The sequence below is a fragment of the Streptomyces sp. DF42 genome (assembly GCF_058267695.1).
In genome coordinates, this window is record NZ_CM177859.1 from 4,734,786 (window position 1) to 4,756,479 (window position 21,694).

The window sequence follows — 21,694 nt, forward strand, 5'->3', positions numbered from 1 at the left end:
GCATCGGTGGCGGACGCAGCTACTACCCCGGGGGCCGTCCCGCCCCCACCAGCAGCTCCGCCTCCGCCTCCCGCTCCGCCATCCCCCTGAACGGCCCGGGTACGGCGGCCAGTTCGGCGTACGTCCCGCGCTGCACCACGCGTCCCTCGTCCAGGACGACGACCTCGTCCACCGCTTCCAGGCCGGCCAGCCGGTGAGTGATGAGCAGCGTCGTCCGGCCCACCGTGGCTGCCAGTAGATCGGCGGTGAGCGCGTCGGCCGTCGGCAGGTCGAGGTGTTCGGCGGGCTCGTCGAGGACGAGGACGGGGAAGTCGGCGAGCAGCGCGCGTGCCAGCGCGAGCCGCTGCCGCTGCCCGCCCGACAGCCGGGCGCCGTGCTCGCCGACCAGCGTGTCGAGCCCGTCGGGCAGACTGTCGGCCCAGTCCAGCAGCCGGGCGCGCTTCAGTGCGTCGCGCAGATCGTCCTCGGTGGCGTTCTTCCTCGCCAGCAGCAGGTTCTCGCGCACCGAGCTGTCGAAGAGATGCGCATCCTGGGCACACAGCCCGACGAGCCGTCGTACGTCGTCGCCGTCGAGCGCGTACGCGTCCACGCCGGCCAGCGTGTACGAGCCGGCGTCCGCGTCCAGGAAGCGCAGGAGCACCTGCGCCAGCGTCGTCTTGCCGGAGCCCGACGGTCCGACCACGGCGATCCGGCGCCCCTGGTCGAGGGTCAGATCGAGACCGTAGAGCGCCTCCCGTCGCTGGCCGGCGTGCCGGGCACTCAGGCCCCTGAGAACCATCGGGAAGGGGGCGCCGGGCGCCTGTCGCGCCCGCTCCGGCTCCCGTACCGGCTCGGGCGCGTCCAGCACCTCGTACACGCGCTCCGCACTCCTGCGCACCCGTTGCCGGTGCTGCACGGCGAGCGGCAGCCCGAGAACCGCCTCGAAGGCGGCCAGTGGGGTGAGGACGACGACGGCCATCGTCACGCCGCCCAGCCGCCCGTCGGCGACCGCCTGGGCGCCCACGAGGGCGGTGGCGGCGACCGTCAGACCGGAGAGCAGAGCGGTGAGTCCGTCTCCGAGCGCGGTGGCGGTGGCGGCGCGCGAGGCGATCCGGGTGAGCGTGCCGTCGGCGCGCCGTGCCTCGGCGGTACGAGCGGGCAGAGCGCCGGCGACGGTCAACTCCGCGGTGCCGGTGAGCAGATCGGTCACGCGCGTCGCGAGCACCCCTCGTGCGGGGGCCAGCCTGCGTTCGGCGCGGCGGGCCACGGCACCGGTGACCAGCGGCACCCCGACTCCGGCCGCCACCAGCCCGACGGCCAGCGCGAGACCGGCCTCGGGCAGCAGCCACGCCGTGAAGCCTACGGACGCGGCGGACACGATCGCCGCGGAGCCGGCGGGCAGCAACCAGCGCAGCCAGTAGTCCTGCAGGGCGTCCACGTCCACGACGAGCCGCGACAGCAGGTCGCCGCGGCGGGTGCGGCGCAGCCCGGCGGGCGCCAGCCGCTCCAGCCGCCGGTAGACGGCGACCCTGGTGTCGGCCAGCATCCGCAGCACGGCGTCGTGCGACACGAGCCGCTCGGCATACCGGAAGACCGCCCGCCCGATACCGAACGCCCTCGTCGCCGTGACAGCCACCATCAGATAGAGCACGGGCGGCTGCTGCGAGGCCCGCGAGATGAGCCATCCGGAGGTGGACATGAGCCCGACGGCACTGCCGAGCGCGAGGCTCCCGAGCAGCAGGGCGAGAGCGAGACGACCGCGCCGGGGGCCGGACATGGCACGGACGCGGGCCAGCACGCCGCCTCGGCTGTCGGCAGATGCGGCGCTTGCGGGCTCGTGCGGCGTGGGGCTTTCGTACGTCGCCTGGGCCGCCGGGCGCCCCTCAGGCGTCCGGCGTTCCACGGAGGCAGGGACCGTCCGCCCCGCCCACCGCACAACGCGGTCCGCGACGGCGAGCAGCGCCGGCCGGTGCACCACCAGCAGTACCGTCCGCCCCACCGCCAGCCGCCGTACCGCCTCCACGACCTCGGCCTCGGTGGCCCCGTCCAGCGCGGCCGTCGGCTCGTCGAGCAACAGCACCGGACGGTCCGCGAGGAACGCCCGCGCCAGGGCGAGCCGTTGCCGCTGCCCGGCCGACAGCCCGGCACCGTCCTCGCCGAGCAGCGTGTCCGCACCGTCGGGCAGGGCGTCCACGAACTCCAGCGCTCCCGCCTCCCGCAACGCCCGCCGCACAGCGACGTCATCGGCATCGGAACGCGCCAGCCGTACGTTCTCGGCGACGCTCCCGGCAAAGAGGTGCGGCCGCTGCGGCACCCAGGCGATCCGCGACCGCCACCGCTCCAGATCGACGTCACAGAGATCGACTCCGCCGACCCGCACCCGCCCCTCGGACGGTCGGACAAAGCCCAACAGCACATTCAGCAGGGTGGACTTGCCGATGCCGCTCGGCCCGACGAGCGCGACCGTCTCCCCGGGCTCGACGGCGAAGGACACCTCCGACACGGCGTCCCCGGATCGCCCGGGGTACCGGACCGTCACCCCCTCGAAGGCGACGCCACCCGCCGGCACGGACCCCGTGCCCGACGCCGGCACGGGGGTCTCCAGGACGGCGAAGATCTCCTCGGCCGCCGCGAGCCCTTCCGCCGCCGCGTGGTACTGCGCGCCGACCTGACGCAGGGGCAGGTAGGCCTCGGGCGCGAGGACGAGGATGACCAGACCGATGTACAGATCCATCTCACCGTGCACGAGCCGCATGCCGATCGTCACGGCGACCAGTGCGACCGAGAGCGTGGAGAGCAGCTCCAGCGCGAACGACGAGATGAAGGCGACCCGCAGCGTCCGCATGGTGGCCTGCCGGTACTCACCGGTGATCCGCTTGATCGACTCGGCCTGCGCCTTGGCCCGCCCGAACACCTTCAGGGTCGGCAGGCCCGCGACGACGTCCAGGAAGTGTCCGGACAGCTGGGAGAGCAACCGCCACTGACGGTCCATCCGGGACTGTGTGGCCCATCCGATCAGGACCATGAAGACCGGGATGAGGGGCAGGGTTCCCACGATGATCGCCGCCGAGACCCAGTCCTCGGTGACGATCCGGGCCAGCACCGCCACGGGCACGACCACCGCGAGCCCCAGCTGCGGCAGGTAGCGTGAGAAATAGTCGTCGAGGGCGTCGACACCCCGTGTGGCGAGCGCGACGAGCGAACCGGTCCGCTGCCCGCTCAGCCACCCGGGCCCCAGCGCACCGGCTCGTTCCAGCAGCCGTCCCCGCAGCTCCGACTTCACCGCCGCGCTCGCCCGGTGCGCGGCGAGCTCCGTGAGCCACGAGACCAGCGCACGGCCGCAGGCGACAGCGGCCAACAGCAGCAGGGGAGTGCCGAGTTCGGCGACCGGCATCCGGTGCTGGAACGACCCCACCACCACCTCGGCGATGAGCATCGCCTGGGCGATGACCAGCCCCGCGCCCAGGGCACCCAGGCCGACGACCGCCACCAGGAAGAGGCGGGTGGCACGGGCGTAGTGGAGCAGACGCGGGTCGATCGGTTTCACGTGAAACACACCCTCTTCTCAAGGGGCATGTTTCACGTGAAACATGCCCCAGATCGGACTCAGTGCACTGCGTCTGCGATGTGCTGCGTACCGATCCGCTTGCGGAACACCCAGTAGGTCCACCCCTGGTAGAGCAGGACGATCGGCGTGGCGATCACCGCACACCAGGTCATGATCTTCAAGGTGTACGGGCTCGAGGAGGCGTTGGTGACCGTCAGGCTCCAGTCCTCATTGAGCGACGACGGCATGACGTTCGGGAAGAGTGACAGGAAGAGCATGGCCACAGCGGCCACGATCGTGATCCCGGACAGCGCGAACGACCAGCCCTCACGCCCGGCCTGATTCGCCACCAGGGCGGCGACCAGGGCGGCAACGGCCACGACGAGCGCGACCAGGCTCTTGCCGTCGCCACTGTCGACCTGCGTCCACACCAGGAAGATCAGCGCGAACACGGCCGCGGTCAGACCCACCCCCAGGGCGAGCTTCCGTGCCCGCTCCCTGATCTCCCCGACCGTCTTGAGCGCCGTGAACACGGCCCCGTGGAAGGTGAACAGCGTCAGCGTCACCAGGCCGCCGAGCAGCGCGTACGGATTGAGGAGATCCCAGAAGGTGCCCACGTACTCGAAGTTCTTGTCGATCTTCACGCCCCGCACGATGTTGCCGAAGGCCACGCCCCACAGGAACGCCGGGATCAGGGAGGTCCAGAAGATCGCGGTCTCCCAGTTGCGCTGCCAGTTCTCCTCGGGCCGCTTCGCCCGGTACTCGAAGGCGACACCCCGCACGATCAGGCAGACCAGGATGATCAGCAGAGCCAGATAGAAGCCGGAGAAGAGCGTGGCGTACCACTCGGGGAAGGCGGCGAAGGTCGCTCCGCCCGCCGAGAGCAACCACACCTCGTTACCGTCCCAGACGGGGCCGATGGTGTTGATCAGCACCCGCTTCTCTGGCCGGTTCCGGGCCAGCAGCTTGGTGAGGACGCCGACCCCGAAGTCGAATCCCTCCAGGAAGAAGTAGCCGGTCCACAGGACGGCGATGAGCACGAACCAGACGTCGTGAAGTTCCATGACTCGCTCTCCCTCGGCCTAGTACGAGAAGGCCATCGGCTTGTCGGCGTCACGGGTGTCGCCGCCGATCTTCGTGGGCGGGTTGAGGTCGGCCTCGGTCAGCTCGGGCGGGCCCGCCTTCACGTACTTCACCAGCAGCTTGACCTCGACCACGGCGAGGATGGCGTAGAGCGTGGTGAAGACGATCATCGAGGTGAGGACCTCGGCCTGGGAGACGCTGGGGGAGACCGCGTGCCGGGTCTGCAGGACGCCGTAGACGACCCACGGCTGACGGCCCATCTCGGTGAAGATCCAGCCCCAGGAGTTGGCGATCAGCGGGAAGCCGAGCGTCCAGATCGCCACGAGCCAGTACAGCCTGCTGAGCTTGGGGCCGAGCGCCTTGTTCCTGAAGAGGACGAGATGCGGCACCTCGTCCTCGCCCACCCGCAGATGCTGCGGCAGCATGAACTTCTTGCGGGTCAGCCAGAGTCCGGCCAGGCCGATGCCGAAGGACGCCATGCCGAACCCGATCATCCAGCGGAACGCCCAGAAGGTGACGGGGATGATGGGCCGGTAGTCACCGGGACCGTACTTCTCCTGCTCCGCCTTGTTGGTGTCGTTGATGCCCGGGACGTACGAGTGGATGTTGTCGTCGGCGAGGAAGGACAGTATTCCGGGGACGGACAGCTCGACCGAGTTGTGGCCCTTGCTCACGTCGCCGTAGGCGAAGACCGAGAACGGCGCGGAGTGCTGGCCGTCCCACAGCGCCTCGGCGGCGGCCATCTTCATCGGCTGCTGCTTGAACATGACCTTGCCGAGCGTGTCGCCGCTGATCGCGGTGAGCAGGCCGGCGATGGCGACGGTGACCAGACCCAGTCGCAGCGAGGTCTTCATCACGTTGATGTGCTTCTTGCGGAACAGGTGAAAGGCGGCGATGCCGACCATGAACGCGCCACCCGTCAGGAAGGAGGCCGCGAGCGTGTGGAACGCCTGGGCGAGCGCGGTGTTCTGGGTCAGCACATGCCAGAAGTCGGTGAGTTCGGCACGCCCCTTGGCCTTGTTGATCCGGTAGCCGACGGGGTGCTGCATCCATGAGTTGGCGGCGAGGATGAAGTACGCCGACAGGATCGTGCCGATCGAGACCATCCAGATACAGGCCAGGTGGATCCTCTTGGGCAGCTTGTCCCAGCCGAAGATCCACAGCCCGATGAAGGTCGACTCGAAGAAGAACGCGATCAGAGCCTCGAAGGCCAGCGGGGCACCGAAGACGTCACCGACGAAGCGCGAGTAGTCGGACCAGTTCATGCCGAACTGGAACTCCTGCACGATGCCGGTGACCACACCCATCGCGATGTTGATCAGGAAGAGCTTGCCCCAGAACTTCGTCGCCCTGAGGTACTTCTCCTTCTCCGTGCGCACCCAGGCCGTCTGCAGGCCGGCCGTGAGGGCGGCGAGCGAGATCGTCAGGGGCACGAAGAGGAAGTGGTAGACGGTGGTGATGCCGAACTGCCAGCGCGCCAATGTCTCCGGCGCCAGAGCCAGGTTCACGTCGTCAGTCTCCTTAGGTCGCCACGGTATAGCGGCAGTTTGCCCCCTTTGTCACACGCATCGCGGGAGCAACGGGACAGCTTGTGAACGCGTTCACATTCACAAGCAATTATGACGCACGACCTTTCGACCTGCGCACGGGGGGCCTGTCTGCTCCGTCACGTCAATCCCTTGGCGGCGACTTCAACATCTTGTTGAATTTCCTGCCGCGCAGATACGGATCTCATGGCCCGCCGGCCACCTCACAGCGACACTCGACGACACCCCGGCCACCCAGGCCCTGGCCAAGGCACTGCCCCTCGCCTCCACTGCCCGTACCTGGGGCGAGGAGGTCTACTTCGACACGGGCGTCTCTGTTCCACGTGAAACAGCCGCCCAACGGGTCGTGGACCCCCGGGCACGGTCGCCTTCTGGACCGAGGGGACGCCCTCGCACTCCCCTACGGCCCGACACCGATCTCGCAAGGCGCCGAGTGTCGCCTCGCGAGCCCGTCCAACGTCCTGGGCCGCATCGACGGCGACCTGCGACTCCTCGCCACGGTCCGGGAGAGCGACCCGGTACATGTGGAACTCGTAGCCGAAGAGCTCTGGTTCAGAGCTCCTTACGGAACCCTTCCGCCACCTTCAGGAAGATGTCGTTCGCCTCGGTCTCCCCGACCGTCACCCGCACACCCTCGCCCGGGAACGGCCGGACCACCACGCCGTGCTGCTCGCACGCCGCCGCGAACGCGACCGTGCTCTCCCCCAGCCGCAGCCACACGAAGTTGGCCTGGGTCTCGGGCACGGTCCAGCCCTGCGCGCGCAGCGCGTCGACCACGCGGTTGCGCTCGCAGACCAGCGAGCCGACCCGGCCGAGCAGTTCGTCCTCGGCCCGGAGCGAGGCGATGGCCGCCTCCTGCGCGAGCTGACTCACACCGAACGGCACCGCCGTCTTGCGCAGGGCCGCCGCCACCGGCTCATGGGCGATCGCGAAACCGACCCGCAGACCCGCGAGGCCGTACGCCTTCGAAAACGTGCGCAGCACGCACACGTTCGGCCGCTGGCGGTACAGCTCCACGCCGTCCGGCACCGCACCCCCTTCACCTTCGGCGGCACGGATGAACTCGCGGTACGCCTCGTCCAGCACCACGAGCACATCGCTCGGCACCCGGTCGAGGAACCGCTCCAGTTCCGCCCGCCGCACGACCGTGCCGGTCGGATTGTTGGGGTTGCAGACGAAGACGAGACGGGTCCGGTCGGTGATCGCATCCGCCATCGCGTCCAGGTCGTGCACATCGCCCGGCGTCAGCGGCACCTGCACCGAGGTCGCGCCGCTGACCTGCGTGATGATCGGATACGCCTCGAAGGACCGCCAGGCGTAGATGACCTCGTCACCCGGGCCGCTGGTGGCCTGGATCAACTGCTGGGCGACGCCGACCGAACCGGTGCCGGTGGCCAGATGGGTGAGCGGGACGCCGAAGCGGTCCGACAGCTCGTTCATCAGGCCCGTGCAGGCCATGTCCGGGTAGCGATTGAAGGACGAGGCCGCGGCCGTCACGGTCTCCATCACGCCAGGCAGCGGAGGATAGGGGTTCTCGTTGGAGGACAGCTTGTAGGCCACCGGACCGCCGGCCGCGGCGGGCTTGCCCGGCTTGTAGGTGGGGATACCCTCCAGCTCGGCGCGCAGCTTGGGGCTCGTCTCGCTCACCGCAGTCCTCCTCATGACCACCACCGGCTTCCAATACTGCTCACCTTATGAGGATTCGGCGCCGCTGCGTACAGCTGAGGGCAGACCCCATCCGTCACACCCGCATCAGGGGCATCACCACCCGCAGGCAGACGAATCGAGGGGGCGTGATCACATATATCTATGCGCCGGTGGCTCGCGCGGTGGCGCGCATCACTCGTGAAGGTGAGTTGAGACCTCTTCGAAACATCGGGGACTTGGCAGGCCCATGCGTGCCGACAAGTCACGTAGGTCCATTGGATCGTTCAACTGGCTTTGTTTCAAAGGTAGTTGACGGTATATGACCTTGCAGAAACGTGCCTGTCAACGCGTGCATATGCGTCCGCCCTACCCCACCGTATGAGCCCTACTATCGGCTCGCCATGACAGCAGCAGGGAAGCACCAGGTGAGCCGCGCGGAAACCTCACGCCGAGGCAGCCGGCCGGGCCGGGCGGGCATCAGAGACGTGGCCGCCGCCGCCGGAGTCTCCATCACGACCGTCTCCGACGCTCTCAACGGGAAGGGCCGACTCCCGGACGCCACCCGACGCCATGTCCGCGAAGTCGCCGACCGACTGGGCTATCGCCCGTCGGCAGCGGCCCGAACCCTCCGTACCGGCAAGTCCGGCCTCATCGGCCTGACCGTGACGACGTACGGGGATGAACCTTTCACCTTCACCGAATTCGCGTACTTCGCCGAGATGGCGCGCGCCGCCACCTCGGCCGCGCTCGCCCGCGGCTACGCCCTGGTCATCCTGCCCGCGACCTCGCGCCACGACGTGTGGTCGAACGTGGCGCTCGACGGCACGGTCGTCATCGACCCCTCCGACCAGGACCCCGTCGTCAGCGAACTGGTCCGGCAGGGTCTGCCGGTCGTCTCCGACGGCCGCCCGGCCGGCACGCTGCCGGTCACCGCGTGGGTCGACAACGACCACGAGGCCGCCGTGCTCGGCATCCTCGACCACCTGGCCGACGCCGGCGCCCGCCGCATCGGCCTGCTGACGGGCACGACGACCGACACGTACACCCATCTGTCGACCACGGCGTACCTGCACTGGTGCGAGCGCGTTGGCCAGGACCCGGTGTACGAGGCCTACCCGGCGCACGACCCGTGCGCGGGCGCGGTGGCCGCCGACCGACTGCTCGCCCGCCCCGACCGGCCCGACGCCGTCTACGGCCTGTTCGACCCGAACGGCACCGACCTGCTGGCCGCCGCCCGCCGCTACGGTCTGCGCGTGCCGGACGACCTGCTACTGGTCTGCTGCAGCGAATCCACCGTGTACGCCAGCACCGAGCCGCCGATCACCACGCTCTCGCTGAAGCCGCGCCGTATCGGCACGGCCGTGGTGCAACTCCTCATCGACGCGATCGAGGGGGTCGAATCGGACCAACCGGTCGAGCAGGTGATACCGACGGAGCTGATCGTGCGCACCTCGTCCCAGCGACGTCCACCGCGCACGACGGTCAGCGCGCCACGGTCGCCCGAGGAAGAGTAGGACAGCGGCCGTCAGCATGCGGTCGAAGCCCTGCCCAATCGGGGCGAAAGCCGCGGTGAACTGGACTCTTACTCCGATTCACCACCCCTGGGTCATCACATGGCGCGATCGGCATTCCTATGATGGGCCCACGACACCGCGGGCCGCTGCGACCAGGCAGTCCGATGCGGTGCAGATGCGGCGCGATGGTGGAGGGGTCTGATGACTCAGGGGGCCGGTCAGGGACCCGAGGTGGAGCGAACGGCGACGTTGCGCGACTTCCGGGTACCGGCGTATGTCCACGAGACCGGTCCGTACGGCCACAGCACTCACCCCGGTGATGTCGCCGCGTCCCACGAGGAGACCTACCCGGAGGGGTACACGCCGACCGAGCGCGACCTGCCGGTCATCAACCGCGGTGACACGCTTCAGGTGAGCGTCGACCCCGCGTCCCTTGCGGACCCGGACCAGACGGACGGCGCGGGTCCGCTGTACGTCGTCGGCGACGTGCACGGCTATCTCGACGAGCTGGTGGCCGCCCTCCAGGAGCAGGGCCTCATCGACGCCGCGGCCAACTGGTGCGCGGGCACCTCCCGGCTGTGGTTCCTCGGCGACTTCACCGACCGCGGCCCGGACGGCATCGGCGTCATCGACCTCGTGATGCGCCTGTCCGCGGAGGCGGCCGCCGCCGGCGGCTACTGCAAGGCACTCATGGGCAACCACGAGCTGCTGCTGCTGGGCGCCAAGCGGTTCGGCGACACCCCCGTCAACTCCGGAGCGGGCACCGCCACCTTCCAGGCGGCCTGGCTGCTCAACGGCGGCCAGAAGACCGACATGGACCGCCTCCAGGACCACCACCTGCAGTGGATGGCCCGCCTCGACGCGGTCGAGGAGGAGGACGGCTATCTACTCGTCCACTCCGACACCACCGCCTATCTCGACTACGGCGACTCGATCGAGGCGGTCAACGACACCGTCCGCGAAACGCTCACGCGCAACGACGCCGACGAGTGCTGGGACCTGTTCCGCAAGCTCACCAAGCGGTTCTCCTTCCGCGACGAGGGCGGTGCGGACGCCGTACGCTCCCTGCTGGATACGTACGGCGGCACGCGGATTGTTCACGGTCACAGCCCCATTCCCTACCTGCTGGGCGAGGTCGGCTCCGAGGACGGCGAGGACAGCGCGGGGCCCGTGGTCGAGGGGCCGCACGTCTACGCCGAGGGCCTGGCCATCGCGATGGACGGCGGAGTGACCATGGCCGGAAAGCTGCTGGTCCAACAACTTCCCCTGGATATCTGAACGTTCACAGGGCAGGCGCCCGTGCATGGAGGAATCGCGATAAACAACGCAGGCCAGGGGCCAATTTCTGTAACCCCCTGTCACCGCGTGCCGTCGCCGCTCTACCATCGGCTTATCCGTAGCAGGCTCCCCTCCGTTTCTGCCCGACGGCTCGTTGGCATGCGAGCCCCAAGCCCTACGGAGCATCGGGGGATGCACATGAACAGCGTTCCGCAGCACCTGCTGAGCGAGGACCGCCAGGAGTACGAGCGGGTCCTCGATGAGGCGCTGCGCTCCGCCCCAAACCGCCCGGAACTGGCCGCTGTCGGACAGCGGCTCAACCCCGAACAGCTGCGCACCATGGCGCTCAACGCCACCGCGATCATCACGGTGGCAGCGGCGACCGAGTACCAGCACTACGTGAAGGTTCGCGAGGAACTGCGCCGGCCGGCGCCGTCCACCCCTTCGCCCACCCGCGAGTCCGGCTCCTCAGGAGAGCCGGGCGTGGGCGGCGCGATGGGGCTCGCCACCACCCTCGGCGAGGCCGCCGAGCCGGCCGGCGCGGGCGCCGTCGCCGTCGCCGCTGTCCTCACCCCCGTCCTCGCCGGAACAGCCGCGGTGATCTTCCTGCTCGTCGGCTACATCATCAAGTCACTCGACTCCAAACAGGTGTTTGGCAAGACCATGATCACCGCGGGTTGGGTGTTCGGCGCCATGACCGCGGCCGCGATCCTGGTCGCCGCCGTCGGGCTGCTGCTCACCGCGCTGCGCAACCGGCCCTCGCTCGAGACCGGCCTGTACGGCGAAGTCAGCGAGGAAGTGGCCAGGGCCAGGGAAGCCTGGCACATGGCGCTCCTGGAGCGCGGCATCATGCCGTTCCTCCGGGAAGCCCTGGCCGACCCCGGCACGGCCGCGGTACTGCACACCACGACACCGTCGACGCCGACCAGCCGTATGCCGCATCTCGGCTACGGCCGCCCGGGCTTCAGCAGCCCGGACGACGGCTCGGACCCCGGCTCACGCCCGAGCTTCAGCAGCCCGGACTACTCCAGCCCGGACTTCGGAGGCCCGGAACACCAGCCGGAGTAACCGTCGGCTTGCGCCCTCCGCACCAAAGGGACCCGACAGGATCCGCCGGGGGAGCGCAAGCCGCATGTTGAAGCGCCTCGACGGCTCCGCCCCACGGCATCTCACGCCGCAGAGCGGGACCGTCTTCCACGTCGGCGGCGCGACTCGCTCCGCCGTGCGTCAATCCGCGATCGGCAGATACACCCTGTTGCCCGCGGCCGCGAACTCCTTCGACTTCTCGGCCATGCCCTCCTCGATCTCCGACCGACTTCCGCCGTGCTCACGGCGGATGTCCTGGGAGATCTTCATCGAGCAGAACTTCGGCCCGCACATCGAGCAGAAGTGGGCCGTCTTGGCCGGCTCCGCCGGGAGGGTCTCGTCGTGGAACTCCCGTGCCGTGTCCGGGTCCAGGGCGAGGTTGAACTGGTCCTCCCACCGGAACTCGAAGCGGGCGTCGGACAGCGCGTCGTCCCAGTCCTGCGCACCGGGGTGCCCCTTGGCGAGGTCGGCTGCGTGGGCGGCGATCTTGTAGGTGATGACGCCCGTCTTGACGTCGTCACGGTTGGGCAGTCCCAGGTGTTCCTTGGGCGTGACGTAGCAGAGCATGGCCGTGCCCCACCAGGCGATCATCGCGGCACCGATGCCTGAGGTGATGTGGTCGTACGCGGGCGCGACGTCCGTCGTCAGCGGGCCGAGCGTATAGAACGGAGCTTCATCGCAGATCTCCTGCTGAAGGTCGATGTTCTCCTTGATCTTGTGCATCGGGACGTGCCCCGGGCCCTCGATCATGGTCTGTACGTTGAAACGCTTGGCGATCGTGTTGAGTTCCCCGAGCGTGCGCAACTCGGCGAACTGGGCCTCGTCGTTGGCGTCCGCGATCGAACCCGGCCGCAGGCCGTCACCCAGCGAGTACGTGATGTCGTAGGCGGCGAGGATCTCGCAGAGTTCCTCGAAGTTCTCGTACAGGAACGACTCCTTGTGGTGCGCGAGGCACCACGCGGCCATGATCGAGCCGCCGCGCGAGACGATGCCGGTCTTGCGGTTCGCGGTGAGCGGGACGAACGGCAGGCGGACGCCCGCGTGGACCGTCATGTAGTCCACGCCCTGCTCGGCCTGCTCGACGACGGTGTCCTTGTAGATCTCCCAGGTGAGCTCCTCGGCTCGGCCGTCCACCTTCTCCAGGGCCTGATAGAGCGGCACCGTGCCGATGGGCACGGGGGAGTTGCGCAGTACCCATTCACGTGTGGTGTGGATGTTGCGACCGGTGGACAGGTCCATGACCGTGTCGGCGCCCCAGCGGGTCGCCCAGGTCATCTTCTCGACCTCCTCCTCGATGGAGGAGGTCACCGCGGAGTTGCCGATGTTGGCGTTGACCTTCACCAGGAACCGCTTGCCGATGATCATCGGCTCGATCTCGGGGTGGTTGATGTTGGCCGGCAGCACGGCGCGGCCCGCCGCGATCTCCTCGCGAACCACCTCGGGGGAGACGTTCTCCCGGACGGCCACGAATTCCATCTCAGGCGTGATCTCACCCCGCCGCGCATACGCGAGCTGGGTGACCGCTTTGCCGTCGCGGCCGCGGCGGGGCTGACGGGGCCTCCCCGGGAAGACCGCGTCGAGGTTGCGCAGACCGCCTCGGGGAGAGGTGTGCTTGACCCCGTCGTCCTCGGGGCGGGCGGGACGGCCGGTGTACTCCTCGGTGTCGCCGCGGGCGATGATCCAGTTCTCGCGCAGCGGGGCGAGCCCCCTGCGGACATCGGTGTCCGTGAGCGGATCGGTGTACGGGCCCGAGGTGTCGTACAGCGTGACCGACTGCCCGTTGGTGAGGCGCACCTGACGGACCGGCACCCGCAGATCGGGGCGGGAGCCCTCGATGTACGCCTTGTGCCAGCCGATGGACTTCCCGGCCTCCGGGGACAGTTCGCCCTGAATGGGCTGTTCGTCCTGGCTGGAGGCAGGCGTGCGTGTGTCCTTGTTGGTCATGAGACCTACTCCCTACGCCGGCATTACCCGGTAACAGGTTCGGCGGTCGACGCAGCGGCTTCCGTCTGTCGACGTTTCGTGGGGAACATCACTCGACTTCGGTGACGTTCCACGTGAAACATCGCTGGGACGGAGGTCAGCGCCCTCTCAGCCCGGTGCTCCGAGCTCCCGCGTGTGCAAAGGTGCCTCCACGCTAGCGTCAATTCGGGCGCGCTGAACAGAGGGCCCCTGTCGTTCTTGCGATGATCTGGCGGTGACCACGACGCATCGGCCCCCGTACCCGCCTCCGGAGCCGCCCCATGGGCCCGGCTCCGGAAACGGCAACGGCCATGGCTCGGGTGCCGGGCACCACCACGCACCTCGACCCGCCGAGGGGCTCGGGCTCGGGCCCGGAACCGGTGCGGGGCACGAGCAGGCCCCTGGTTCCGGTGGCGGGCACGCCCCTGGTCCAGGTGGCGGGCACGGGCACTCGCACAGCCACGGTCCCGCGGCTCCCGTCTCCAAGCATCTGCGCAAGGTCATCGCGGCGATCCTCATCCCGTTCAGCGCGGCCGTGGTGGTCGGCCTGGTGGTGCTGTGGCCCGGCGGAGCCCCGCCGCATGCGCGCACCGGTGTGGGCTTCGACCGACAGACCCAGCAGGCGACGGTCACCAAGGTCGTGAGCGTGAGCTGCAAGTCGGTGAACGCCTCGGGCGAGAGCCCGACCGGCGACACCTCCACCGCCGAGGGTTCCTCCGCCCAGCAGGAGGCGAACGGCACCTGCAAGAAGGCGACGATCCGCGTCGACACCGGCAAGGACAAGGGCCGTACGTTCACCGAGATCGTGCAGCCGGACCAGTCGCGGCAGCTGCACGAGGCCGAGAAGGTGGTGGCCGCCTACGAGCCCTCGGCGCCCAAGGATCTGCAGTACTCGGTCGCCGACGTCAACCGCAGGTTCCCCATGGCGTTGCTCGCCGGCATTTTCGCGTTCGCCGTCGTGGTGGTCGGCCGGTTGCGCGGCCTCATGGCGCTGGTCGCGCTGGCCGTCAGCTTCATGGTGCTGACGTTCTTCATCCTGCCCGCGGTTCTGCAGGGCTCGAACCCGCTGCTCGTGGCGGTGATCGGGTCGAGCGCCATCATGCTGATCGCCCTCTACATGTGCCACGGTCTGTCGGCTCGTACGTCCGTGGCGGTGCTGGGGACCCTGCTGTCGCTCGTACTGATCGGCCTGCTCGGCTCAGGGTTCATCAGCTGGGCCGCGCTGACCGGCAACACGGACGACAACACCGGTCTGATCCACGGCCTGTACCCCTCGATCGACATGAGCGGTCTGCTGCTGGCGGGCGTCATCATCGGCTCGCTCGGCGTCCTCGACGACGTGACGGTCACCCAGACGTCGGCGGTGTGGGAGCTGCACGAGGCAAATCCGTCGATGGGCTGGCGGGGGCTGTACCGGGCGGGCATCCGCATCGGCCGAGACCACATCGCGTCCGTCGTCAACACCCTCGTCCTTGCCTACGCGGGCGCCGCGCTGCCGTTGCTGCTGCTCTTCTCCATCGCGCAGAGCAGTGTGGGGACGGTCGCCAACAGCGAGTTGGTGGCAGAGGAGATCGTGCGCACGCTGGTGGGCTCGATCGGCCTGGTCGCCTCTGTGCCGGTCACGACACTGCTCGCGGCTCTGGTGGTCGCGGCCGACCGTCCGGGTCCGCAGTCGGCGAGTGCGACGGCCGGCGCAGGAGCACCTGCTCTGGCACGCACGGGACGGGGCCGGCGCCGCAAGCACTGAGAGGGGCGGAGGCCCGGCGGGCGGGCGTGCAACCAACGGAAGGTCTGAGACCGTTGGGCCGGCCGGCCCGGAGAGAGGCGTTACTGCGCCCTCCACGTCCACCGCAGACGCGTTCCGGCCGGTTGCGGCCGCGTCCCCCCGTCTCCGCTTCAGCCCGCGCTCTGCTCTTCCGCCAGGATGCGGTCCAGCGCGTCGTCGAGGTGGGCGTCGAAGTCCTCGAGAGAACCCTCCTGGCCGAGGGGCACCAGCTTGTCGGTGCGGTCGAGGAAGGCGATGAGCGGTGCCGTCGACGAGCGGAACAGCGCCTGGTCGCGGCCGACCTGAAGACGGATCAGGACCTCTGTCAGCGAGTCGGGTTCGACGGGGGAGACGCGCACGTCCCCCTCACCGCTCGGGCGGTTCACCCCGTCGATGAGCAGCTCACGTCCGAACGCCCAGGTCACCGGCGCGTCCCCGGGCAAATGGAAGGTCAGCCGTACGGCATAGGGATCGCTCGTCTCGTAGCGCAGCTCCACCGGGATACGGAAGGAGAGCTCCTCGGACACGAGAAAGCTCATCATGACCTCTGCCTGTACGGACTCGCGCATCGCCTACCCCGTCGTGTGAAGCCGACCCGGCTGGGAAATGATCCCCTGACATTGGTGGCATCTTGCTGAACGTACACAGCAGATCACAAGGAGTGAGTTTTCAGATACTGATAGAGATTGCGAGTGACCCCAGCAGTCGCCCGATTTCGCACTGCAGTTGCTGGGCCGCGGACACCAACCGGTCGGCCTGATGAGAAGGCAGGGAGATGGCCAGCGTCGCCGCCGTCGTTCCCACGGTGATCGGAATCGCCGCGCAGACCGTCCCCAGCGCGTACTCCTGCCGCTCCGTCACCGGTCCCATCCGCCGCGTTCGCTCGAGCCGCCGGAGCAGGGTGTGGCTGTCCCGCACGGTGTACGGGGTGAGGGACTGCACGGGGTAGCGGTCAAGGTGGTCACGGCGGGCGTCTTCGTCCAGCTGGGAGAGCAGACACTGACCGATCGCGTGCGCGTGCGCCGTCTCGCGGAAGTCGGCCCACTCCTCGGCCGCGGGATTGGCCGGGGTGTCGGAAACGCACCTGACCTCGATCTCGCCGTCCCGGTACACGGCGTAGTACACGGGCACACCGATCGCGTCCCGCCAGCCGGCCAGTGCGTCGACGATCGTGCTGCGACGTTTCTGCTGGGCTCCACTGCCGCCCAGTCGCACAGCAGCCTCGCCGAGGAAGAACAGACCCTTGTCGCGGCAGAGATAGCCCTCGTGGACCAGGGTGCGCAGCAGGTGATAGGCCGTCGGAAGCGCCAGGCCCGTCTCGCGGGCCAGCTGTTTGGCAGGGGCTCCGTGCGCGTGCTCGGCGACGCATTCCAGCAGACGCATCGCGCGCTGGACGGATCCGATGAGTGTCGCGGACTGCGACGGCGCGGGAGGGTTCGCCGGGGGCGGCTGCGCCGGAGGTGCGGTCAGGCGCGACGGTGCGGGTGGTGCCGCCGCGCGCTCCTGCGTCGAGGGCCCCGGCTGTTCGGGAGGCCTCATGCGGCGTCCCGGAGTTGTAGCGGGCACTGCGTGGGGATCAGTGAGTGCGGTGTCTACCGTGGCCAAGGGTCACTCCCGAAGCGCGAGGGGGCAGCCCGTGCTGGGGAACACGGGTGGGGGTGTACGCCGCTCGCGGGGTCGTCCCCGCGTCGAATTCCGGACTCTATTCGCCCGCTGCCGCCTTGAGGCGACCGGTCCGGAAAACTTCCCTCGCGCGAGGGAACCGGTGATTCCTGTTACCGATCACCGGTGTCCCAGGGCCCTCACCAGTCGCTACGTGAGGACGAGCTCGACGTGAACTTCCGTACGACGTAAATCAGTCCGCCGACCAGTGCGACGAAGACCAGAACCTTGAACAGCACGAGGATGAAGAAGCCGACGACGCTGGCTATCAGCCCGCCGAAGACGACCAGGGCGATGACCGGCACCGCGATCCACTTAACCCACCACGGCAGTCCGCCGAAAATCTCACCCATTGCCTCGTCCTTAACTCTCCGCCCGGCTGCTGTGCAGGGGCCCTTTGATGTCCTGCACTCGATGCTAGGGCCGGCGGGGGCCTCAGCGGGGGCCTCGCACCCCTTGTCCTCCCCTGACTGTTCCCCTAGGGAACCCCGAGAGGGCAGGTCAGCTTTCCGGCGGAGAGAACACCACGAGCACCCGCAGGTCCTCGCTGATGTGGTGGAACTTGTGGGCGACTCCGGCGGGCACGTACACCACACTGCCGCGCGCGACCTCGGTGGTCTCCAGGCCGACGGTGATCGAGGCGCGGCCGCTCACAACGAAGTAAACCTCGTCCTGGTTGTGTGGCTTCTGTGGATCATGTTCTCCGGCGTTGAGCGCGTACAGACCGACGGACATGTGCCGTTCTCGTAGAAACTGCAGGTAGGCGCCCTCGTTGGCGGCCCGTTCCGCCTCCAGTTCGTCCAGCCGGAATGCCTTCATCGCTATTGCCGTCCTCGTCCCACTGCTCGTGACCGATCTCGTCTGCCACGATCAGACACATGAAGAATTTCGTAGTCAAGACGATCGCCAACGCGGGTGCCCTGGCGGTCGCCGTATGGCTGCTCGACAAGATCACCCTGACCGGTGACAGCACGGGCAAGAAGGCCGGCACCCTGATCGTGGTAGCGCTGATCTTCGGCCTGGTGAACTTCCTGGTCAAGCCGCTCGTGAAGCTTCTGAGCCTTCCGCTGCTCATCCTGACCCTGGGGTTGTTCACCCTGGTCGTCAACGCGTTGATGCTGTTGCTCACCTCGTGGCTGGCCGACAAGTTCGACCTGAGCTTCCACGTCGAGGGCTTCTGGACCGCGATACTCGGCGGTCTGATCATCTCCATCGTGTCCTGGGCGCTGCACGTCGTCCTGCCCGACGAGGACTGAGCACGCGATGAGCTACCGCGTCTGCTTCGTGTGCACCGGCAACATCTGCCGCTCCCCGATGGCCGAGTCCGTCTTCCGCGCCCGCATCGCGGAGGCCGGGCTCGGCGGCCTCGTCGAGGTCGACAGCGCCGGCACGGGCGGCTGGCACGAGGGCGACGGCGCCGACCCGCGCACCGTCTCCGTCCTGGAGCAGAGCGGCTACGACAGCGGTCACTCGGCGCGTCAGTTCAGGCCGTCCTGGTTCTCCCGCCTCGACCTCGTCATCGCCCTCGACGCCGGCCACCTCAGGGCCCTGCGCCATCTCGCGCCCACCCAGGAGGACGCGGCCAAGGTGCGGTTGCTCCGCTCCTACGACCCCGCGGCGGGCGACGACCTCGACGTACCGGACCCGTACTACGGGGGCCTGGACGGATTCGAGGAGTGCCTTGAGATGGTGGAGAGGGCGAGCGAGGGACTCCTCGCCGCGGTACGCGAGCAAGTGGAGGGACGGGCGGCATGAGTGATTCCGCTACGGGCAGGCCGCCGGGCGACGGGGACGGCACACGCGCGGTACGGGCCGGCCTGCCCGAGGCGGTCAAGAACGAACCGACCCTGCCCGGACCGGTGTTCGCGGCCCACTTCCACCTGCCGGGCGACGTCGGCGGCCCGTACACCTACGGCCGCGACGAGAACCCCACCTGGACGCTGCTGGAGCGCGCCGTCGGCGAGCTGGAGGCGCCGGGGCGGGACGACGTGGAGACCCTCACGTTCGCCTCCGGCATGGCCGCCGTCTCGTCCGTGCTGTTCTCCCATCTCCGCACCGGCGACACGGTCGTGCTGCCCGCCGACGGCTACCAGGCGCTGCCCCTGGTGCGTGCGCAGCTGGAGGCGTACGGCATCGAGGTGCGCACGGCGCCGACCGGCGGGGACGCCCAGCTCGAAGTCCTCGACGGCGCACGGCTGCTGTGGCTCGAGACGCCCTCGAACCCCGGTCTCGAGGTGTGCGACGTCCGACGCCTCGCCGAGGCGGCACACGCGCGTGGCGCGCTCGTCGCCGTCGACAACACCCTTGCGACGCCCCTCGGGCAGCGCCCGCTGGAGCTCGGCGCCGACTTCTCCGTGGCCAGCGGCACCAAGCAGCTCACCGGGCACGGCGACGTGCTGCTCGGCTACGTGGTCGGCCGCGACGCCGAGGCCATGGCCGCCGTACGCCGCTGGCGCAAGATCGTCGGTGCGATCCCCGGGCCCATGGAGGCCTGGCTCGCGCACCGTTCGATCGCCACGCTCCAGCTGCGCGTCGACCGGCAGTGCGCGACGGCTCTCACCGTCGCCGAAGCGCTACGGGAGCGGCCCGAGGTGACCGGGTTGCGCTACCCGGGGCTGCCCGACGATCCCTCGCACAAGATCGCCTCGCAGCAGATGCGTCGCTACGGATGCGTGGTCTCCTTCACGCTGCCCACGCGCACGCGTGCCGACCGTTTCCTCGATGTCCTGCGGCTCGTCGACGACGCGACGAGCTTCGGCGGTGTGCGGTCCACGGCCGAACGGCGCGGGCGCTGGGGCGGGGACGCCGTGCCGGAGGGATTCATTCGCTTCTCGGTCGGCGCCGAGGACCCCGAGGACCTGGTGACGGACGTGCTCCGCGCGCTGGACGAGTCGGCGGAATGACCGTCGCGAGGCCTGCTTCACGGACGCCCTACCGGTGACCCGGTACGCACAACGGACGGTCCGAGCCTCCCCCCTCGTGGCTCGGACCGTCCTCGGTTCCGCGCGCGAAGAACCGCGCGAACAAGGCTAGTTGACTCTGTGTCAGTGTCCAATCACAGTAGCGACAGCGACCTATCGACTTATTTATAGTTGGGCCCTGCCCGGGAGATGGGCAGGGAAGGGGTGGGCTTGCCATGGATCTGGCCTTGCTGCGCACTTTTGTGACGGTGCACCGGGCCGGCTCCTTCACCCGCGCCGCCGCACTACTCGGCCTGTCGCAGCCGGCCGTGACCTCGCAGATCCGCACGCTGGAGCGACAGCTGGGCCGCCCCCTGTTCCTGCGACAGGCCCGCGGTGTGACCCCGACGAGCATCGGGGACGAGCTCGCTCACAAGGCCGCTCCGCATCTCGACGCCCTGGTGGAGATCGCCGAGACCGGCCTGGACGACGAGTCCTCCTTGCGCACGCTGCATCTCGCCGGTCCCCCCGAGTTCACCGCCGAACGGGCACTGCCGGCCCTCACCGAGCTGACCGGCGAGGACGGCCAGGGCTACGCACTGCGCGCCTCGTTCGGGAATGCCGAGGAAGCTCTGGAGGGGCTGTCAGCCGGGCATCACGATCTGGCCATCAGTACGGCCCGTCCGCGCGGTGCTCTGCTCATGGCGACTCCGCTGTGCGACGAAGAGCACGTCCTGGTGGCCGCCCCGCACCGGGCCGAACAGATCGGCCATGGGAAGCCGCACCGCAAGGGAGCACCCGCCCTGGAGGACGTGCCGGTGATCGAGGTGCACGAGTCCCTGCCCTTGGTCTCCCGCTACTGGGCCTCGGTCTTCGACTCCCGCCCCGGCGCCCCCGGCACAGTCATCGTTCCCGATCTTCGCGCGGTCCTCGCCTGCGCCGTCGCGGGCGCGGGGCTCGCGGTACTGCCCCGCTATCTGTGCGGGGAAGCCCTGGAAAGCGGAGACGTCGTCGCCCTGCACAATCCCGCGGTGCCCCCTCTGCGGACGTACTTCCTCGTGGTGCGCACCGGCACACTTGCGATGCCGCACATCGCACGGGCTCACGAATGGCTGCTGCGAGCGGCAGCCGACTGGTGCTGACCAGGGCTTTTCCAGCGGTCACGGGGAGATGTCGGCCGGTGACGTCCCGCGATGTTTCACGTGGAACCAACCGGGCCACATTTCCCCCATGACGGTCCGACCCGTGGTCAAGCGCACCGCTCGTGCTGTTCTGCTCGACGGCGACAACCTGATCCTGATCAAGCGCACCAAGCCAGGTGTCGATCCCTACTGGGTTACTCCCGGTGGCGGGGTCGAGCCCGCGGATACGACCGTCGTCGACGCCCTGCACCGCGAGGTGTACGAGGAACTCGGCGCCAAGATCACCGATGTGGTGCCCTGCTTCGTGGACACCGTGGAGCACATCGGAGAGGGCGGCGGCGCGACCGGCGTGAAGGTGCAGCACTTCTTCGTCTGCCGCCTGGAGTCCATCGACCCGTCGCTGCGACATGGCCCCGAGGTGGACGAGCCCGCCGGCGAGTACGAGATCGTACGAGTGCCGTTCACCCGCGTCGGTATCGCCTCCGTGCATCTCGTGCCCCTGTCCTTGCGGCACTACCTTGACGGGAACATCGAGGGCGTGCGCGCCATGCACGCTCCGGACCTGGGGTGAGGGCCGCCGCC

At 69.0% G+C, this 21,694-nt stretch carries 18 protein-coding genes and 1 pseudogene; 10 read left to right on the forward strand and 9 right to left on the reverse strand.

What is annotated here, in order from left to right:
• Positions 1 to 22: 22 nt before the first annotated feature.
• From cydD to ACYUED_RS21650, 3 genes are read right to left on the reverse strand one after another with little or no spacing between them, the layout of a single operon-like run.
• Entirely contained in the window at positions 23 to 3,526 is a 3,504-nt protein-coding gene (gene cydD, locus ACYUED_RS21640) for a thiol reductant ABC exporter subunit CydD (protein ID WP_491293909.1), read from the reverse strand.
• Positions 3,527 to 3,585: 59 nt separating this feature from the next.
• Positions 3,586 to 4,590, reverse strand: a complete 1,005-nt coding sequence (cydB, locus tag ACYUED_RS21645; RefSeq protein WP_491293910.1) for a cytochrome d ubiquinol oxidase subunit II — start codon at positions 4,588 to 4,590, stop codon at positions 3,586 to 3,588.
• A gap of 18 nt (positions 4,591 to 4,608) precedes the next feature.
• Positions 4,609 to 6,117 (reverse strand): cytochrome ubiquinol oxidase subunit I, encoded by a 1,509-nt coding sequence (locus ACYUED_RS21650; protein ID WP_491293911.1) that lies wholly within the window; start codon positions 6,115 to 6,117, stop codon positions 4,609 to 4,611.
• Between the two features lie 166 nt (positions 6,118 to 6,283).
• On the opposite strand from ACYUED_RS21650, the pseudogene ACYUED_RS21655 reads away from it, so the two are divergent.
• Positions 6,284 to 6,692, forward strand: a pseudogene (locus ACYUED_RS21655) (cyclophilin-like fold protein); the annotation flags it as partial.
• A gap of 16 nt (positions 6,693 to 6,708) precedes the next feature.
• On the opposite strand, the gene hisC reads toward ACYUED_RS21655, so the two are convergent.
• A complete protein-coding gene (gene hisC, locus ACYUED_RS21660) occupies positions 6,709 to 7,803 on the reverse strand; it encodes a histidinol-phosphate transaminase (RefSeq protein ID WP_491293912.1) in 1,095 nt (364 codons plus the stop codon).
• A gap of 401 nt (positions 7,804 to 8,204) precedes the next feature.
• Here hisC and ACYUED_RS21665 point away from each other — a divergent pair, with 401 nt between their 5' ends.
• The 3 genes from ACYUED_RS21665 to ACYUED_RS21675 all read left to right on the forward strand — a co-directional run bounded on the left by ACYUED_RS21665 (position 8,205) and on the right by ACYUED_RS21675 (position 11,663).
• A complete protein-coding gene (locus ACYUED_RS21665; RefSeq protein ID WP_491293913.1) occupies positions 8,205 to 9,317 on the forward strand; it encodes a LacI family DNA-binding transcriptional regulator in 1,113 nt (370 codons plus the stop codon).
• Between the two features lie 201 nt (positions 9,318 to 9,518).
• Positions 9,519 to 10,595: a metallophosphoesterase gene (locus ACYUED_RS21670; RefSeq protein ID WP_491293914.1), complete on the forward strand. Its 1,077-nt coding sequence runs from the start codon at positions 9,519 to 9,521 to the stop codon at positions 10,593 to 10,595.
• A gap of 192 nt (positions 10,596 to 10,787) precedes the next feature.
• A complete protein-coding gene (locus ACYUED_RS21675; RefSeq protein WP_491293915.1) occupies positions 10,788 to 11,663 on the forward strand; it encodes a hypothetical protein in 876 nt (291 codons plus the stop codon).
• 159 nt (positions 11,664 to 11,822) lie between these two features.
• Here the strand turns inward: ACYUED_RS21675 and thiC are convergent, their stop codons facing one another.
• Positions 11,823 to 13,625 (reverse strand): phosphomethylpyrimidine synthase ThiC, encoded by a 1,803-nt coding sequence (thiC, locus tag ACYUED_RS21680; RefSeq protein WP_491293916.1) that lies wholly within the window; start codon positions 13,623 to 13,625, stop codon positions 11,823 to 11,825.
• A 253-nt stretch (positions 13,626 to 13,878) separates the two neighbouring features.
• Between thiC and ACYUED_RS21685 the strand changes: the two genes are divergently transcribed.
• A complete protein-coding gene (locus tag ACYUED_RS21685) occupies positions 13,879 to 15,390 on the forward strand; it encodes a YibE/F family protein (protein WP_491293917.1) in 1,512 nt (503 codons plus the stop codon).
• A gap of 149 nt (positions 15,391 to 15,539) precedes the next feature.
• Here the strand turns inward: ACYUED_RS21685 and ACYUED_RS21690 are convergent, their stop codons facing one another.
• The 4 genes from ACYUED_RS21690 to ACYUED_RS21705 form a co-directional block, all read right to left on the reverse strand.
• The gene (locus ACYUED_RS21690) at positions 15,540 to 15,977 is read right to left on the reverse strand and encodes an SsgA family sporulation/cell division regulator (RefSeq protein ID WP_491293918.1); all 438 of its coding nucleotides are present in this window, start codon (positions 15,975 to 15,977) and stop codon (positions 15,540 to 15,542) included.
• Between the two features lie 100 nt (positions 15,978 to 16,077).
• On the reverse strand, positions 16,078 to 16,947 hold the full coding sequence (locus tag ACYUED_RS21695) for an IclR family transcriptional regulator (RefSeq protein ID WP_491293919.1): 870 nt from the start codon (positions 16,945 to 16,947) through the stop codon (positions 16,078 to 16,080).
• A gap of 263 nt (positions 16,948 to 17,210) precedes the next feature.
• Positions 17,211 to 17,423 carry a DUF5326 family protein gene (locus tag ACYUED_RS21700; protein ID WP_491293920.1) on the reverse strand — a complete coding sequence of 71 codons (213 nt, stop codon included), beginning with the start codon at positions 17,421 to 17,423 and terminating at the stop codon, positions 17,211 to 17,213.
• 148 nt (positions 17,424 to 17,571) lie between these two features.
• Positions 17,572 to 17,889: a cupin domain-containing protein gene (locus ACYUED_RS21705; protein ID WP_099930040.1), complete on the reverse strand. Its 318-nt coding sequence runs from the start codon at positions 17,887 to 17,889 to the stop codon at positions 17,572 to 17,574.
• 59 nt (positions 17,890 to 17,948) lie between these two features.
• On the opposite strand from ACYUED_RS21705, the gene ACYUED_RS21710 reads away from it, so the two are divergent.
• The 5 genes from ACYUED_RS21710 to ACYUED_RS21730 all read left to right on the forward strand — a co-directional run bounded on the left by ACYUED_RS21710 (position 17,949) and on the right by ACYUED_RS21730 (position 21,683).
• On the forward strand, positions 17,949 to 18,326 hold the full coding sequence (locus ACYUED_RS21710) for a phage holin family protein (RefSeq protein WP_266517687.1): 378 nt from the start codon (positions 17,949 to 17,951) through the stop codon (positions 18,324 to 18,326).
• 7 nt (positions 18,327 to 18,333) lie between these two features.
• Complete coding sequence (locus ACYUED_RS21715; protein WP_491293921.1) at positions 18,334 to 18,825, forward strand: low molecular weight protein-tyrosine-phosphatase; 492 nt, start codon at positions 18,334 to 18,336, stop codon at positions 18,823 to 18,825.
• Positions 18,822 to 19,973: a cystathionine gamma-lyase gene (locus ACYUED_RS21720; RefSeq protein WP_491293922.1), complete on the forward strand. Its 1,152-nt coding sequence runs from the start codon at positions 18,822 to 18,824 to the stop codon at positions 19,971 to 19,973. The genes ACYUED_RS21715 and ACYUED_RS21720 overlap by 4 nt, the downstream gene beginning before the upstream one ends.
• Positions 19,974 to 20,206: 233 nt before the next feature.
• Positions 20,207 to 21,112 carry a LysR family transcriptional regulator gene (locus tag ACYUED_RS21725; protein ID WP_491293923.1) on the forward strand — a complete coding sequence of 302 codons (906 nt, stop codon included), beginning with the start codon at positions 20,207 to 20,209 and terminating at the stop codon, positions 21,110 to 21,112.
• A gap of 88 nt (positions 21,113 to 21,200) precedes the next feature.
• The gene (locus ACYUED_RS21730; RefSeq protein WP_491293924.1) at positions 21,201 to 21,683 is read left to right on the forward strand and encodes an NUDIX domain-containing protein; all 483 of its coding nucleotides are present in this window, start codon (positions 21,201 to 21,203) and stop codon (positions 21,681 to 21,683) included.
• The last annotated feature ends 11 nt before the right edge of the window (positions 21,684 to 21,694 follow it).

Excerpts from the sequence above, each read along its gene's own strand:
- cydB (WP_491293910.1), bottom strand. The coding sequence starts at position 4,590 with ATGGAACTTCACGACGTCTGGTTCGTGCTCATCGCCGTCCTGTGGACC.
- ACYUED_RS21665 (WP_491293913.1), top strand. The coding sequence starts at position 8,205 with ATGACAGCAGCAGGGAAGCACCAGGTGAGCCGCGCGGAAACCTCACGC.
- ACYUED_RS21670 (WP_491293914.1), top strand. The coding sequence starts at position 9,519 with ATGACTCAGGGGGCCGGTCAGGGACCCGAGGTGGAGCGAACGGCGACG.
- ACYUED_RS21675 (WP_491293915.1), top strand. The coding sequence starts at position 10,788 with ATGCACATGAACAGCGTTCCGCAGCACCTGCTGAGCGAGGACCGCCAG.
- thiC (WP_491293916.1), bottom strand. The coding sequence starts at position 13,625 with ATGACCAACAAGGACACACGCACGCCTGCCTCCAGCCAGGACGAACAG.
- ACYUED_RS21690 (WP_491293918.1), bottom strand. The coding sequence starts at position 15,977 with ATGCGCGAGTCCGTACAGGCAGAGGTCATGATGAGCTTTCTCGTGTCC.
- ACYUED_RS21695 (WP_491293919.1), bottom strand. The coding sequence starts at position 16,947 with ATGAGGCCTCCCGAACAGCCGGGGCCCTCGACGCAGGAGCGCGCGGCG.
- ACYUED_RS21700 (WP_491293920.1), bottom strand. The coding sequence starts at position 17,423 with ATGGGTGAGATTTTCGGCGGACTGCCGTGGTGGGTTAAGTGGATCGCG.
- ACYUED_RS21705 (WP_099930040.1), bottom strand. The coding sequence starts at position 17,889 with ATGAAGGCATTCCGGCTGGACGAACTGGAGGCGGAACGGGCCGCCAAC.
- ACYUED_RS21710 (WP_266517687.1), top strand. The coding sequence starts at position 17,949 with ATGAAGAATTTCGTAGTCAAGACGATCGCCAACGCGGGTGCCCTGGCG.
- ACYUED_RS21715 (WP_491293921.1), top strand. The coding sequence starts at position 18,334 with ATGAGCTACCGCGTCTGCTTCGTGTGCACCGGCAACATCTGCCGCTCC.
- ACYUED_RS21720 (WP_491293922.1), top strand. The coding sequence starts at position 18,822 with ATGAGTGATTCCGCTACGGGCAGGCCGCCGGGCGACGGGGACGGCACA.
- ACYUED_RS21725 (WP_491293923.1), top strand. The coding sequence starts at position 20,207 with ATGGATCTGGCCTTGCTGCGCACTTTTGTGACGGTGCACCGGGCCGGC.
- ACYUED_RS21730 (WP_491293924.1), top strand. The coding sequence starts at position 21,201 with ATGACGGTCCGACCCGTGGTCAAGCGCACCGCTCGTGCTGTTCTGCTC.